General features: G+C 60.4%; 9 protein-coding genes and 3 pseudogenes. 9 read left to right on the top strand and 3 right to left on the bottom strand.

Translation table 11 applies throughout. The features are described 5' to 3' along the window. Nucleotides 1-5 precede the first annotated feature (5 nt). On the bottom strand, nucleotides 6-899 hold the full coding sequence (locus KLP42_RS14690; protein ID WP_215567798.1) for a VOC family protein: 894 nt from the start codon (nucleotides 897-899) through the stop codon (nucleotides 6-8). 5 nt (nucleotides 900-904) lie between these two features. Next, the gene (locus tag KLP42_RS14685) at nucleotides 905-1,957 is read right to left on the bottom strand and encodes an amidohydrolase family protein (RefSeq protein WP_215567500.1); all 1,053 of its coding nucleotides are present in this window, start codon (nucleotides 1,955-1,957) and stop codon (nucleotides 905-907) included. 121 nt (nucleotides 1,958-2,078) lie between these two features. Between KLP42_RS14685 and KLP42_RS14680 the strand changes: the two genes are divergently transcribed. From KLP42_RS14680 to tnpC, 9 genes and pseudogenes are all read left to right on the top strand, one after another. Then, nucleotides 2,079-2,804, top strand: a complete 726-nt coding sequence (locus KLP42_RS14680; RefSeq protein WP_215567499.1) for a GntR family transcriptional regulator — start codon at nucleotides 2,079-2,081, stop codon at nucleotides 2,802-2,804. A 320-nt stretch (nucleotides 2,805-3,124) separates the two neighbouring features. Then, nucleotides 3,125-4,336, top strand: coding sequence for a plasmid partitioning protein RepA (gene repA / locus KLP42_RS14675; protein WP_215567498.1), 1,212 nt, complete (start codon nucleotides 3,125-3,127; stop codon nucleotides 4,334-4,336). A gap of 29 nt (nucleotides 4,337-4,365) precedes the next feature. Then, nucleotides 4,366-5,367 carry a plasmid partitioning protein RepB gene (gene repB, locus KLP42_RS14670; protein WP_252193008.1) on the top strand — a complete coding sequence of 334 codons (1,002 nt, stop codon included), beginning with the start codon at nucleotides 4,366-4,368 and terminating at the stop codon, nucleotides 5,365-5,367. A gap of 430 nt (nucleotides 5,368-5,797) precedes the next feature. Continuing rightward, nucleotides 5,798-6,766 (top strand): DUF7986 domain-containing protein, encoded by a 969-nt coding sequence (locus KLP42_RS14665; protein ID WP_252193007.1) that lies wholly within the window; start codon nucleotides 5,798-5,800, stop codon nucleotides 6,764-6,766. Further along, nucleotides 6,763-7,637, top strand: a pseudogene (locus KLP42_RS14660) (helix-turn-helix domain-containing protein); the annotation flags it as partial. The gene KLP42_RS14665 and the pseudogene KLP42_RS14660, both read left to right, overlap by 4 nt. 47 nt (nucleotides 7,638-7,684) lie before the next feature. Then, nucleotides 7,685-8,395, top strand: coding sequence for an IS6 family transposase (locus KLP42_RS14655; RefSeq protein WP_215567496.1), 711 nt, complete (start codon nucleotides 7,685-7,687; stop codon nucleotides 8,393-8,395). Nucleotides 8,396-8,448: 53 nt separating this feature from the next. Next, nucleotides 8,449-8,756, top strand: a pseudogene (locus KLP42_RS26945) (IS66-like element accessory protein TnpA); the annotation flags it as partial. Continuing rightward, nucleotides 8,753-9,106, top strand: coding sequence for an IS66 family insertion sequence element accessory protein TnpB (gene tnpB, locus KLP42_RS14650; RefSeq protein ID WP_215567495.1), 354 nt, complete (start codon nucleotides 8,753-8,755; stop codon nucleotides 9,104-9,106). The pseudogene KLP42_RS26945 and the gene tnpB, both read left to right, overlap by 4 nt. Nucleotides 9,107-9,168: 62 nt before the next feature. Beyond that, a pseudogene (gene tnpC / locus KLP42_RS14645) lies at nucleotides 9,169-10,814 on the top strand (IS66 family transposase); the annotation flags it as partial. 303 nt (nucleotides 10,815-11,117) lie between these two features. Here the strand turns inward: tnpC and KLP42_RS14640 are convergent. Then, a complete protein-coding gene (locus KLP42_RS14640) occupies nucleotides 11,118-12,941 on the bottom strand; it encodes a right-handed parallel beta-helix repeat-containing protein (protein ID WP_215567494.1) in 1,824 nt (607 codons plus the stop codon). Nucleotides 12,942-13,098: the final 157 nt, after the last annotated feature.

Genomic DNA, 13,098 nt, shown 5'->3' with positions numbered 1-13,098 from the left:
CGGCCTCAGGCGCCGGAAAATCCGATGGAAATCTGGGCCTTCTTGCAGGCCTCGCTCTTCGGCGGCGCAATGCCCCAGTGGTCCGTGCGGCCGGGCGGCCAGACCCACTCGTCCGGCCCCTTCACGCGGTAGCTCTCGTCCACCTGCAGGACTTCCGCCGTGTATTCGATGACGACCCCCATCGGATCGACGAAATAGGCAAACACATTGTCGCCGGGGCCGTGGCGGCCAACACCCCAGCCGATCGGAGTGCCATGATCGATCACGCGGCCGGAGCCACGCATCACCGATTCCAGATCCGGCATCAGGAAAGCGATATGGTTCAGCCCATGTGCCGCGGCTTCGGCCAGCACCACGGCATGGTGATCGCTGTTGCAGCTGAGAAACGCCATCATCTTGGAGCGGTCGGTCAGGCGGAAGCCGAGCACCGCGCGGTAGAAGTCCGACAGTGCCTCAACGTCGGCGCTGTTGATGTTGACATGCGCCAGTCGCAGCACACGATTGGGCATGACAGCCGTTTCCTTGCGCCGGTCACCATGCACGAATTCCAGAACCGAACCCTGCGGTTCGCGCACGACGAACCTGCGCCCGCCGGTCAGCGGATCGGCAGCGCCCGGCGCGCGCAGCACCGTGCAGCCAAAGGCCACCGTCCTTTCGTAAAGCGCGGCGAGATCCTCCGCCGAGCGGACCCGAAAGGTGATCTTGCGCAGTTCAGAGCGGTCGCTCTGCTTCAGTTCCAGCACGTGGCAATCATCACCCGTCGCGGCCAGGAACACCTTGTCTCCGGCTTCAGCGACCTTTTCCAGTCCCCAGACGCGGGTGTAGAAATCCACCGATGCCGCCAGATCCGGCGTTCCCAGTTCAACGCTGCGCAGGGCAGTCACGGGAAAGTCCGTCATGTCCATCAAATCTCCTCATCGAGCGCAAGGAAGGCCAGCGCATTGCGGAACGTCAGGCGTTCGCGCAGGGCAGCGTCATCAAAGGCCTGTTCGATCCGGGAAATCGGCGCCTTTTCCCGGAAGTTGAATGGGTAGTCCGTGCCGATCATGACCCGGTCCTCACCGAAGACGGAGACGATGCGCTTCAGCATGTCCTCGTCGAAAACGAGAGCGTCCACATAGAGCTTGCGGGCCTGATCGACCGGCGTCTGCGCCAGGCTGTCGCGCACCGCCGGAAAGGTGTGGTAGCCCTGTTCGAGACGTGGCAGCAGGGCTGCAAATGTTCCGCCGCCGTGGCTGAAGGCGATGCGCAGTCCTGGAAATTTCTGCAGGAGCCCGCCGGTGATGACGGAGGCGGCTGCCAGCCCGACATCGGTCGGATAGGCCAGGATCTGCTGCAGGGGAGCAGGGCCGACCAGCCGATCCATGCCGGTGGGGCGCACCGCATGCACAAAGATTGCAGCACCCAGCCGTTCGGCTTTCGCGAAAAAGGGATGGAAGTGCGGATCGCCAATAGTGGTGCCATTGATATTGCTGCCGATCTCGACGCCCCGAAATCCGGGCAAAGCCATGAGCCGCTGCAGTTCCACAATGGCGAGATCGATATCCTGCATGGGCAGGCCGCCGAGGCCGATGAAACGCCCCTGCCCTTCCTGCACCAGTGCGCCGATGACATCGTTGACATGCCGGCAGAGTTCCGCCGCTGCCTGCGCTTCGATCCAGTAGCCGAACAGCTCCGGCATCGGAGACAGAGCCTGGACGGCGATGCCGGCGCGATCCATTTCCTCGATGCGCCGCTCGGCCACCCAGCAGGCATCATTCACTGTGCGGTAGGGCTTGTCGTCGATCACCACGGTCGCATGGCAATCCTGCGCAGGTGTCATCGACGGCCATCCGGAAAGCGAACCTCCGCCGGGCGCTGCCGGAAAGCTGGAAGGGACCACATGGCAGTGGACGTCGATGCCGACACAGCCACAACCGCTCCTGAAGCGCCCTGCCCTGTTCAAGCCTGTGCTCATGCTGAACTCCTCCGCTGACCTTGTCGTAATATACAAACTTTTTGCGGTAAAGGCATAATTTATAAATTTTGCGTGTGCGCACGATGGTGTATATAAAACCGGACGAAAGCGGTGGAGCCACATGAACATCGACCTGCCGAACAGAGCGGCCGACAGTCCCGCCACGCGGGCAACCAGCATCTATGAGCGCCTGAAGGCGGATATTCTGTCGGCGGCACTCGAGCCGGGCCGCAAGCTGCAACTTCGCTTCCTGATGGAACACTACGATGCGGGTCAGACGCCGCTGCGCGAGGCGCTGAACCGGTTGACGACCGAAGACCTCGTGATCGGCAGGGAGCAACGCGGCTTCTTCGTAAAGCCGATCAGCCTTGAGGAACTCGGAGAACTGACGAAGACTCGCTGCTGGGTCGAGGGGCTGGCACTCAGGGAATCGATGGCCAATGCGAATGCGGCCTGGGAGGAGGCGCTGCTTGTGGCGCATCACCGGCTGGAGCGTGCGCCACGCTCGCTCAATCCCGAGCGTTTCGAAAGCAATCCGGAATGGGAGCGTCTGCACCGGGCCTTTCACGCCAGACTGATCGACGGCTGCGGATCACGCCCGCTGATCGGCTTCTGCGAGCAACTGGCCGACCGGCTCAATCGCTATCGGGCGCTCTCCAGCCGCAAGGCGTTTCGTGTGCGCAAGGTGAGCCAGGAACATGGCGAGATCCTCAAGGCGGTGCTGGATCACGCGACGGATGAAGCGGTGCACCTGCTTCAATGTCATTACGAGCAGACGGCAGCTTTCATCCGTGCGGATCTGGATGGAACCCAGGCTGCGAGCCCCCCTCCCCCATCCTCGCCGTGAGGGTCTGGACACCAGGCTGACACGGCTGCACGACGCGTCCGTGTTGCGGGCAATGCCCACCCTCACCGCGGCCACCTGCTGCGGGTGCAAAGCGCTGTCACTGTCTGGAGCTCATTGCCGCTGACTGACGGAGCGATGGCCTGGCCCGTCGGAGTTTACCAGCAATCCGCCTGCGGACGCACGCGTTTCGCAGGGGGGCTCGGCCGCTGCGCGTCAAGGTTCCGTTAACCAAGTAGTGTTTGACGAAAGGGCAAATTTCAGCAACAGTGCCTTCGACGGAAATTTGCTGATGATCGAGAAAAAACCGTCGCGAGGAAAAAATGACAAGCCATCCGTTACGCTCCGAACCCGCAGAATCGTCCGCGATCAAGATCAGCCGGCAGTCCCAGCTATTGTCCGCACAGCTTCAGTCGATCCGCGAGCGGCTGTACGAGCCGGAATCCGCCAAGACGCTGAAGACCTTCACCTCGCGCGAGGTCGCAGCGCTTCTCGGCATCGCGGAATCGACATTGCGGCAGATGTCGCTGGACGGGGAAAGTGTGATCCCCGACCGGCAGGACAATGGCCGGCGCATTTATACGCTCGCGCAGGTGAACGAGATTCGGGAGCATCTGGCAAACAAGCGGCCGGCCGAAGCGCTCGACTTCCTTCCGCGCCGGCGCGGCGACGAAAAGCTGCAGATCATTGCGGTCGCCAACTTCAAGGGCGGCTCCGCCAAGACCACCACCACGCTGCATCTGGCGCATTACCTCGCCATCCAGGGCCTGCGCGTTCTGGCGATCGACCTCGATCCCCAGGCCTCCCTGTCGGCAATGTTCGGCTACCAGCCGGAATTCGACATTGAGGAAAACGAGACGGTCTATGCCGCCATTCGCTATGACGACCAGCGTCGTCCGGTACGGGAGGTCATCCGCAGGACCTATTTCGAGGGCATCGATCTCATTCCCGCCAACCTTGAACTGATGGAATACGAGCATGAGACGCCGCAGGCCATTGCCGAGGGCTATGGCCGGGGTGACGAGATCTTCTTCCGCAGGCTGTCGGCCGTGATTGCCGAAGTGGAGGCGAATTATGACGTCGTACTGATCGACGCACCGCCGCAACTCGGCTACCTGACGCTTGCGGCGCTGTGTGCGGCTACGGGGCTGCTGATCACCATTCATCCGGCGATGATCGATGTGGCCAGCATGAACCAGTTTCTCGCGATGATGAGCGATCTGATGGGCGTGATCGAAGAGCGCGGCGGCACGCTCAGCCACGATTTCATCCGTTATCTGATTACCCGCCACAACCCGAATGACGGGCCGCAGGTGAATGTCGTCACCCTGCTGCGCTCCCTTTTCAAGGAGGATGTGCTCGCCCCGGCCGTCGTCGAGACGACTGCGATCGCAAGTGCCGGGCTTGAGAAGAAGAGCCTTTACGAGCTGACGCGCGGCAGCGTCGGGCGCGATACGCTGAGCCGCGCGCTCGAATCCATGGATGCGGTCAACCGCGAGATCTTCCTTCACATCAAACACGTGTGGGGCCGGTAATGGTCAATCCGAAAGAACGAAATCAGCGAATGAGAAGCCTGTTTGCCAATGTCGACGCGCAGGCGCTCGAAAAGCAGACTCCCCCCTCCCCCCAGGAGCTGGAACGGCGGCGGGTCGGCTCCTCCGCCGTCAAATCGATGGACCGCGCCTTTGTCTCGATCGAGGACGAGAACAGACGGCTTCATGACCAGCTGCTCTCGGCCGAGTCGGTCGTCGAACTCGATCCCGAGCGCATTGTCCCGTCCTTCATCAGCGATCGTCTGGATATCGAGGGCGACGAGAGCTTCCAGGCCTTCGTGGAGGGCATCCGCGAGGCGGGACAGAAACTTCCCATTCTCGTGCGCCCGCTTGCGGGCAAGCCGGGCCATTATCAGGTGGCTTACGGACACCGGCGCCTGCGGGCCTGCCAGATCCTCAAGAGACCGGTGAAGGCGATCGTTCGCGACATGAGCGACGAGGAGCTTGCGGTTTCGCAGGGTATTGAAAATTCGGCGCGCCTCAACCTGTCCTTCATCGAGCAGGCGCTGTTTGCCCTGAAGCTCAAGGAACGGAAGTATTCGCGGGAAACCATCTCGGAAGCGCTTGGCCGCAAGGATGGCCAGCGCCTCGCCTATATCTCCATACTCACCAACACGGCCTCGCTCATTCCGGAGGACCTGATCCGGCTGATCGGTCCCGCCCCTTCCATCGGTCGTCCGAAATGGGAGAAGCTGGGCGCCTTCATCAAGGAACGCACGCTTACCGACCGTCAGGCACGCGCCGTGGCGGATGTAACGGAATCGCCGGAATGGTCCGTGAGCGGCAGTGACCGGCGGTTTTCGCTTGTGCTGAACGCACTCGATCAATCCGTTCGCCTTCCGGCTGACGTGAAGGACCTGACGCTGGCGGAGGGTGTGGTGATCGGCGTGAAGCGGACCGATGGCGCAACCCGCCTGTCCATTCCCGACAAGCGCCTGCCCGGCCTTTCGGACTGGCTGCTGCAGCGACTGCCGGAACTTGTCGAGGAGTTCCAGCGTCAGCGCAACAGCTGATCGGGAGCGGGGCTTCCCGAAGAGATGCGAGGGCCTGTCGGCAGCAACCGGCAGGCCCTTTTTGCTGGCGCCTCGCTGTCGCCCCTGCCCGGTTTCGTCGTTCTCAGACTGGCTCGGTGACTGCCCTCTCCGCCTCGCTGCCGGCGGAGCAGGGTAACAGCTGTTACTTTTTGCGTGGGTTGATGTCTGTTGCAGCAGCCGGTTCCGGCTTTCGATGCGCAAGCGGTGGCCTGTCGGATGACGTGGTGCGGATCCGCGCACGGCGCTGGTTCTGCGGTTGCCGAAGGCGATGCGGATGGACCGGATCGCGAAAGGTAACAGCTGTTACCCTTTCCTGAAGCCGATTCCGATGCAGGGTTGCCGGGGCTTCGTCCATATCGCCCGCTTGCTGGCGACGGACGTGTGGACTTGACAGCAGGCTGCAGCGACCGTGAAGAAAAGGGTCAACGCCGCGTCGCGGAAAATCCGGAAAAAAGGGGAGGCCTGCATGCCGACCGCTCACGACCTTTACGGCCTGATGAAGTTTCTTGCGCGGCCGGAATGGCGCGCGTGCTTCGAAGAGGTGTTTCGTGACCATTTCGGCCCCGCCCTGGAAGCCGCCGACATGGACTTCGAGGATCTTGCCGACCTGCTCGGTGACGGTCTGGCCATGACGCTCTGGGGCTGCGCCTTCGAGGATTTCCTGACCCGGGATTTCGAGGTCGAGGGCGGCAATATTGTCGACGAATATCTAAGGCGCCGTGGCTGGAAGGAAAGCGCCCAGGCGAAGGCCTACATGGCCGCGCTGCGTGGTTCGGTCATGAGCCTTTACGAGGTCAGCGAGATCGTGCCCGGCACCTCCCTGGTTGCGCGTGACCTGCTGCGCGGCGGCCTGCCGATCGCCGTCAGTGAAGGAACCGCCACCAGGTCGCTCAAGCAATGGGACCGGATCGCGGCCCGCATCGTCCCGGTGATGGGCAAGCACGTGCTGGCCGGCGGCTTGCTGCCGTTCACGCCGGAAGCCACCGATGCGCTGCTTGACGGACTGCGGCAGATCTTCGGAAACAAGCGCGCCAGAAAGCTGCCCGCCATCAAGGACGAGGATCTGCAGAGTGCCGCCTGCATGTTCACGCTGTCATGGCTGTTCGATGCGCTCGAGCGCGCAACACAGATGCCCGTGATGCACAACAGCGACGGGGACGAGCTCCTGTTTCACCACATGCATTTTCCGCTGGCTTCCGGCGTGACCCAGAATGAGATCGCCGCGCGCCTGGGGCAGGTCGACGGTCTGTCGCAGGAGAGCGCGAAATTCTGGAATTGGCTTGAACCTCCGCCGAAGCGGCGCGGGGGCAGGGGGCAGCGTTGTCTCTCGACAGCACGATGGACGCCGGGGCGAGGGTACTCGGAACCGTCGAGTTGAAGGGGAGGGTGCTGTACCTCGCGACCAATTCGGCGGAGCGGGCACAGAGAGGCCAGGTCCTCCTCGAACAGGTTCTGGGCAATCTGCTTCGAACACCTCTGACAGAAATCCGCACCGTCGAGCAAATTGTCCGACATCAGCGCCGCGAGGGGATCGCCGAGAGCCTGTATTATAGCTGGTCCAAGGAATTCCTCGAAGCGGGCAAGAAGCGGCTTGCCGGTGACACCGCCCGCTCGGCGACCAGTGACGAGGTCAAGGCGCTGCGTAAGGAGAGCCGCGAGCTGAAGGAGGCGCTGGCCGACCTCACCCTGGAAAACCGCCTGCTCAAAAAAAGCATGATCGGGCATGGGGGCGACGAAGAATGAGATATCCCGCCACCGAAAAGCTTGAAATCATCCGGTTGGTCGAGCAGTCACATCTGTCTGTCCGGCAAACCCTCGACAAGCTCGGCATTCCCAGGCCAACATTTTACAGATGGTATGATCGGTTCCAGACCCACGGTGTCGAGGGACTGAAAGACCGGACGTCCGCGCCGCCACGGGTGTGGAACCGCATCCCCGACGATATCAGGGGCAGGATCATCGAGATGGCTCTCGACCACACCGATCTGTCGCCGCGCGAGCTGGCGGTGAAGTTCACCGACACGGAAAGCTATTTTGTGTCAGAGGCTTCGGTCTATCGCCTGCTGAAGGCTCAGGACCTGATCACGTCGCCAGCCTAAATTGTCATCAAGGCCAACGACGAGTTCAAGGGCAAGACCACGCGACCGAACGAGATGTGGCAAACCGACTTCACCTACCTGAAGGTCATCGGCTGGGGATGGTTCTACCTGTCGACCATTCTCGATGACTTCTCGCGATACATCATCGCCGGTATTGCCAAGTTGTTTGAGGCATGCGTTTGAGGTATCGGGACCCGATGAAATTGCCGAGCGCTTTTCCCCGTCTGAAGGGTTTTCGTTTTCCACGTGAGATCGTTGCCTATGCGGTTTGGGCCTACCATCGCTTTGCCCTGAGCACGGCCGATGTGGAGGATCTGCTCGCGGAGCGCGGCGTGATCGTCAGCCGGGAGACCGTTCGTCTTTGGATCAATCGCTTTGGCCGCCATTTTGCCACCTGCATTCGCCGGGACCGGCCAAAGCCGAATGACAAGTGGCACATGGATGAGGCTGTCATTGTGATCGGCGGCAAGAAATTCTGGCTCTGGCGGGCAATCGACGCTGACGGTGATGTGCTCGACATCCTGGTTCAGCCACGTCGCAAAACCAAGGCCGCCAGACGCTTCTTCTCCAGGCTGGTCAGGCAATTTGGCGCGCCACGCGTCGTCGTGACGGATAAGCTCGGCAGCTGCTTCAAGCCGATACAGGCCATCGCGCCAAATGCCGATCATCGTGCGCACAAGGGCCTGAACAACAGAATTGAAAATTCGCATCGCCAGACACGGAAACGCGAGAAGATCATGGGGCGTTTCAAATCACCTCGCCAGGCGCAACGCTTTCTGTCAGCACACGACCAGATCAACACGATCTTCCGCCCACGTCGCTACAATCTCTCAGTCATGTCATACCGCCAGGCGCGGATTGATGCATTCGGCCTGTGGGCCGAGTATACCGCTGAAATGGTCGCCTAAAATACTCGCACCGTGGTCGCGCGCGACCTGCCTCAAACAACTTGGCAATAACTGTAGCAAACCAGCTTTCCGATTGGCGACGTCAGGTGCGCGACGGTATTCTGGCCCTGCCGCTTGCGGCGGCCACGACTTTGTTGTCGCATGATGGTGGCGAGCCGGCATTGTGCCTCTGGCAATCGCTGCGGAGAGCCTTGAGCCTGCCGATCCTTTGCCGTTGCCAAAGCTGGCGTGCGAAGTACCGCAGGCGGGATCATCGGTGTTGACGTTGGAGATTGGCTCAGACGTTGTGATGCGTATTCCTTGCGATGTGCCGGTTGACCGGGTCGCTGCTCTGGTTCGCGCTGTGCGAGGAGCCTCATGATCGTCGCTGGCCAACGCCTGCCGATCCTGATTGCAACGCGGCCGGTAGACTTCCGCTGTGGACATCAGGCGCTGGCTCTGATGGTGCAGACCGAGTTGAAGCTCGACCCGTATTCCGGGGTGACGGTGATCTTCCGTTCGAAGCGTGGTGATCGTCTGAAGATCCTGGTGTGGGATGGCACAGGGCTGGTACGCATCTACAAAATCCTCGAACAGGGAAGCTTTGCCTGGCCCAAGGTTCAGGATGGGACGATGCGTCTTTCCAGGGGTCAATATGAGGCTTTGTTCGAAGGTCTTGACTGGCGACGGGTGATGGCACGACGGGTTACCGCGCCGTCGGCGGCAGGGTGAATGTCCGACCGTCTTTGCATTGTTTTATTTGGATTTTTTGTGCTGCCTTGCTATAAGGGGGCATGTCATCGCCGCTTGATCTCAGCCAGTTTCCGGACCTTCCGCCAGAGGTGGTGAAGGCGTTTGCCGCGATGCAGTTCGAGCTTTCCGTCGAGCGTGCCGCCCGTCAGCATGAGCAGGCTGTGGTAGCTGAAAAGGACGCCTTCATCGCTGAGTTGAAGGGCCTGGTCGAGAAGCTTGAGGGGCAGGTTCACGACTATCGACGCACGAAGTTCGGGCCGAAATCGGAAAAGCTCGATCCGGCGCAGATGGAACTGGCGCTGGAAGACCTTGAAACGGCGATTGCCGAGACACAGGCGCGGATCGCCGCCGTCGAGGAAAAGATCGACGCGGGTGCATCCGATCCGGAAAAAGTCGCTCCTCGCAAGGAGCGCAAGGCCCGTGCATTGCCTGAACACCTGCCGCGGGTCGAGCGTGTGATCGAGCCCGAGAGCATCGCTTGTCCCTGCGGTTGCGGCAACATGGTGCGGATCGGCGAAGACCGGACGGAACGGCTCGACCGGGTGCCGGCACGCTATGAAGTGATCGTCACGATCCGCCCGAAATACGCCTGCCCCAAGGGGCGCACGGGCGTCGTCCAGGCCAGGGCGCCGGCGCATCTTTTGGAGGCAAGCTGGCCGACGGAAGCCCTTCTGGCGGAGATTGCCGTCTCCAAGCATTCCGAACATATGCCGCTCAACCGGCAGGCCGAGGTCATGGCGCGACACGGGGTGCCGATCGACCGCACGGTACTTTCCGATTGGATGGGGCGCACGGGCAACGAAATCGCACCGGTGGTCGAGCACATGGCCAAGCGGTTGCTGTGGGACAGCACCAGGCTCTATGTCGATGAGACAACAGCTCCGGTCTTGGATCCGGGACGAGGCAAGACGAAGACCGGCTATCTCTGGGCTGTGCTGCGCTATGATCGCGGCTGGAATGGCTCTGCTCCGTCGGGCGCGGTGTTCCATTACCGGCCCGGACGGAAAGGCGAATATGCCGCAGAGATCCTCGATGGGTTCAACGGCACAATCCAGGTGGACGCCTATGGCGGTTACTCTCACCTCGCCACGCCGGACCGGGTGGGTGGAGATCCCTTGAAGCTGGCATTCTGTTGGGCGCACGGACGCAGAAAGCTGATCAAGGCCGCGCCGAAGAGCGGATCACCCATTGTCGACGAGGCGCTGGTGCGAATCGCCGCGCTCTACAAGATCGAAGACAGTATCCGCGGTTCCGATCCCGAACATCGCCGGGCTGTTCGACAGGACTTGTCCCTTCCACTGGTGGACGCGTTTTTACCTGGCTCGCGGCCCAGGCTTTGCGTGTGTCACGCAAGTCGGACCTCGGAAAGGCACTCGCATATATGCTGACGCGACAGGAGGGCTTCCGGCTGTTCCTGGATGATGGCCATGTCGATATCGACTCCAACCTGGTGGAAAACGCCATCCGCCGCCCTGCCATGAACCGCCGCAATGCGCTCTTTGCCGGGCACGACGAAGGGGGCCGTAATTGGGCCCGGTTTGCCAGCCTGATCGGCACGTGCAAAATGAACGGCGTCGAGCCCTATGCCTACCTGTGCGACCTCTTCACCCATCTCGCAAACGGCCACCTCGCCAAGGACATTGATGCCCTGATGCCATGGGCCTACGCCGCCCGCATCAAGGCCTCTCACAATGAGCTCGTCAGATACTATCCGGTGAGCTCGCATCAGGCCCCCAGCTTGCCTTACCTTCTATCCGAAATTGTAAATCGATGGGGCGTGGACGGCGCATACCGTCCAGCAGGCATCGGAATACTACAACAATGCAACTAGGCGCAGCGGCAGAGCAGCAAGATTCATGGACTGAGAAGCGAACCAGCTACAGGCGACCACACATCGTACCCCAAAACTTCGGAAGATACGAAGCAATATCGCTTCCTAATTCTGAGCGGAAATACAGAGAGTGGAGTGCTCTGTAATCCTCTCCTTTTTTCACTGGCTATTCATCGGTGCAACGACCGTGATGCGTTCTGCCCGCTGTGAAAGATTGACCTTGGCAGGCGTGAGGTTCAGCAGTTCGATGTCGGATGCGAGACCGTCCGGACGGTCGGCTCCATAGTTGTCAAGCTTCCCGAGAAAGCCCCTGTTCGTTGCAAACTCTACGACCATTGCTGCTGGCACAAATTTGGCTTGGCTACTATGGAGCGTCACCCGATGTTGGCTACCGTTGATCTGAGCCAAGAGATCGTTGCCGTTTCCACCGCGGCTATCCAGGATCTCAAGCTCGACCCGTGCGCCTTGATAGCTGTTTTGCGCAATACTCAGCGCTTCGCTGTATTTGGCATCCGCCTTGCCACCAATCACAATGTCACCGCTGCCAACATGGAAACCAGCCTGAATGGTATCGCGGACGGTGGAGTTGACGATCAGGTTTCCACCCACTCCGAAGCCAGTGCAAATTCCTCTGCGCATTCCCACCACGGTGGCGTTGCGAATGGTTGTCTTGCCGGTTCGTGTCGTACCGCTCTTGTCATAAAGACGAATGCCGTCTTCACTGAGCGAAACCATATCGCCGCGCGGGATGCGCCCGTTGGCATCGGGCAGAACCCCCTCTCCACTGCCTTTAATCTTGAAGTCGCGCTCGGCCGCAAAGCCAGTGGTTTCTGCCAGAATGTCGTTGGTCGAACGCAGAAGACCATCAATCTTGCACCCATCAATCAAGGTGTCTGCTGCTCCCTGAATGAAGATCCCGTGCCCCATTGCACGCATGTGGACGGTGCAGTTGCGCAGGATGACGCGATCGGCCGGCGCTCCAACGCGGATCCCATTCATCTTTCGAACAGGGTCGCCGCTGATACCGAAAAGACTGCCATAACCCCATGGAACGGAGCCTGATGTCTGAATCGTCGTGCCGTTTAGCGTGACGTCGTCTCCAGTGATGTTGAGGATCTTGTTGCGTGGCTGGAGACCTGGCTTGTCCCCGTAGGTTTCGAAATATCCACCCTCAATCCCAACCCGATCACCGGTCAAGTCAATGACGCTGTAAAAGCCGCCGACGCCTGGAATGACGCCAAACGGCGAGAATAGCTCAGTATTGGCCTGGATCCGGACACCGGTCATGTCAAACTGGCTGTCATTCCCGCTGAACTCGACGAAATGCTGGTAAAGTGCTTTGTCAAGCCGGTAAGTTCCGGGCTTCAGACGCACCCTGACGTTATCGAGACGTGCATAGCCCCGCAACGCATCGAGAGTATCGACAAGTGTGAAGCCATCCGGTGCAATCACTGGCGGGGTCACGTCAGCCGCGGTTTCAATGCCGGAAATGGTATAAGCTGCGCCAGGTGCGCCCTTGCCGCGAAGAATCCTGAAGACAATTTCGCCGTTTAGGTGCAGCCCCGTCAGTTCAATCGCGGTTTTTGTGAGTGCTCCCTGATGGCGCCACAGCTCATTGGCTGCCGCATCATAAAGAATGATTGTGTTTTCGGAGAGATCGCCCTCAGCGTCTAAGATAAAGCGGAGAGCTGAAACGGATGTGTCGAGCTTGCGATGAACAGAGATATGGGCCGGCAAAGTTGCGGAATTCGCCGCAGTCACCACCTTGAAGCCCGATCCTGTCATGTCAAAGTCGAATGTCTTTGCATTGTCAGGGTGATTCAACCGAACCATCCACCCATTCTCGATGACCTGCGGAATACCAAGTTGCGGCTCCGAAGCGGCTGCAGGTGTATGTGCCACGGCCGCCACGACGAATAGGGCTGCCATGACATAACCGGCTCGCAGTCCATGGCTTAATGCTAAACGGACACAATACATCATTGCTTCCTCCTCCGGAAACACAAGGTAGTTCGGAAAAGTCTAAAAGAGCGGCTCTCAGGTGCCGGGATGATCGGCGACCTGCATCGCGCAGTCGTCTCTCAGTTATCTCGGCAGCTGCAACTCAAGCAGGTGCACGAAGTGGCGTCACCGGGCTGAG

Origin of the sequence: Rhizobium sp. CSW-27, assembly GCF_018760785.1 — a bacterium.
Lineage (GTDB): Bacteria > Pseudomonadota > Alphaproteobacteria > Rhizobiales > Rhizobiaceae > Neorhizobium.
The sequence above is the reverse complement of the archived record's forward strand: the minus strand, read 5'-3'. Positions and strand labels throughout refer to the sequence as shown.

What these genes read in the sequence shown, in the direction of transcription:
- KLP42_RS14690 (WP_215567798.1), bottom strand. Translation starts at nt 899, where the DNA reads ATGACGGACTTTCCCGTGACTGCCCTGCGCAGCGTTGAACTGGGAACG.
- KLP42_RS14685 (WP_215567500.1), bottom strand. Translation starts at nt 1,957, where the DNA reads ATGAGCACAGGCTTGAACAGGGCAGGGCGCTTCAGGAGCGGTTGTGGC.
- KLP42_RS14680 (WP_215567499.1), top strand. Translation starts at nt 2,079, where the DNA reads ATGAACATCGACCTGCCGAACAGAGCGGCCGACAGTCCCGCCACGCGG.
- repA (WP_215567498.1), top strand. Translation starts at nt 3,125, where the DNA reads ATGACAAGCCATCCGTTACGCTCCGAACCCGCAGAATCGTCCGCGATC.
- repB (WP_252193008.1), top strand. Translation starts at nt 4,366, where the DNA reads ATGAGAAGCCTGTTTGCCAATGTCGACGCGCAGGCGCTCGAAAAGCAG.
- KLP42_RS14655 (WP_215567496.1), top strand. Translation starts at nt 7,685, where the DNA reads ATGAAATTGCCGAGCGCTTTTCCCCGTCTGAAGGGTTTTCGTTTTCCA.
- tnpB (WP_215567495.1), top strand. Translation starts at nt 8,753, where the DNA reads ATGATCGTCGCTGGCCAACGCCTGCCGATCCTGATTGCAACGCGGCCG.
- KLP42_RS14640 (WP_215567494.1), bottom strand. Translation starts at nt 12,941, where the DNA reads ATGATGTATTGTGTCCGTTTAGCATTAAGCCATGGACTGCGAGCCGGT.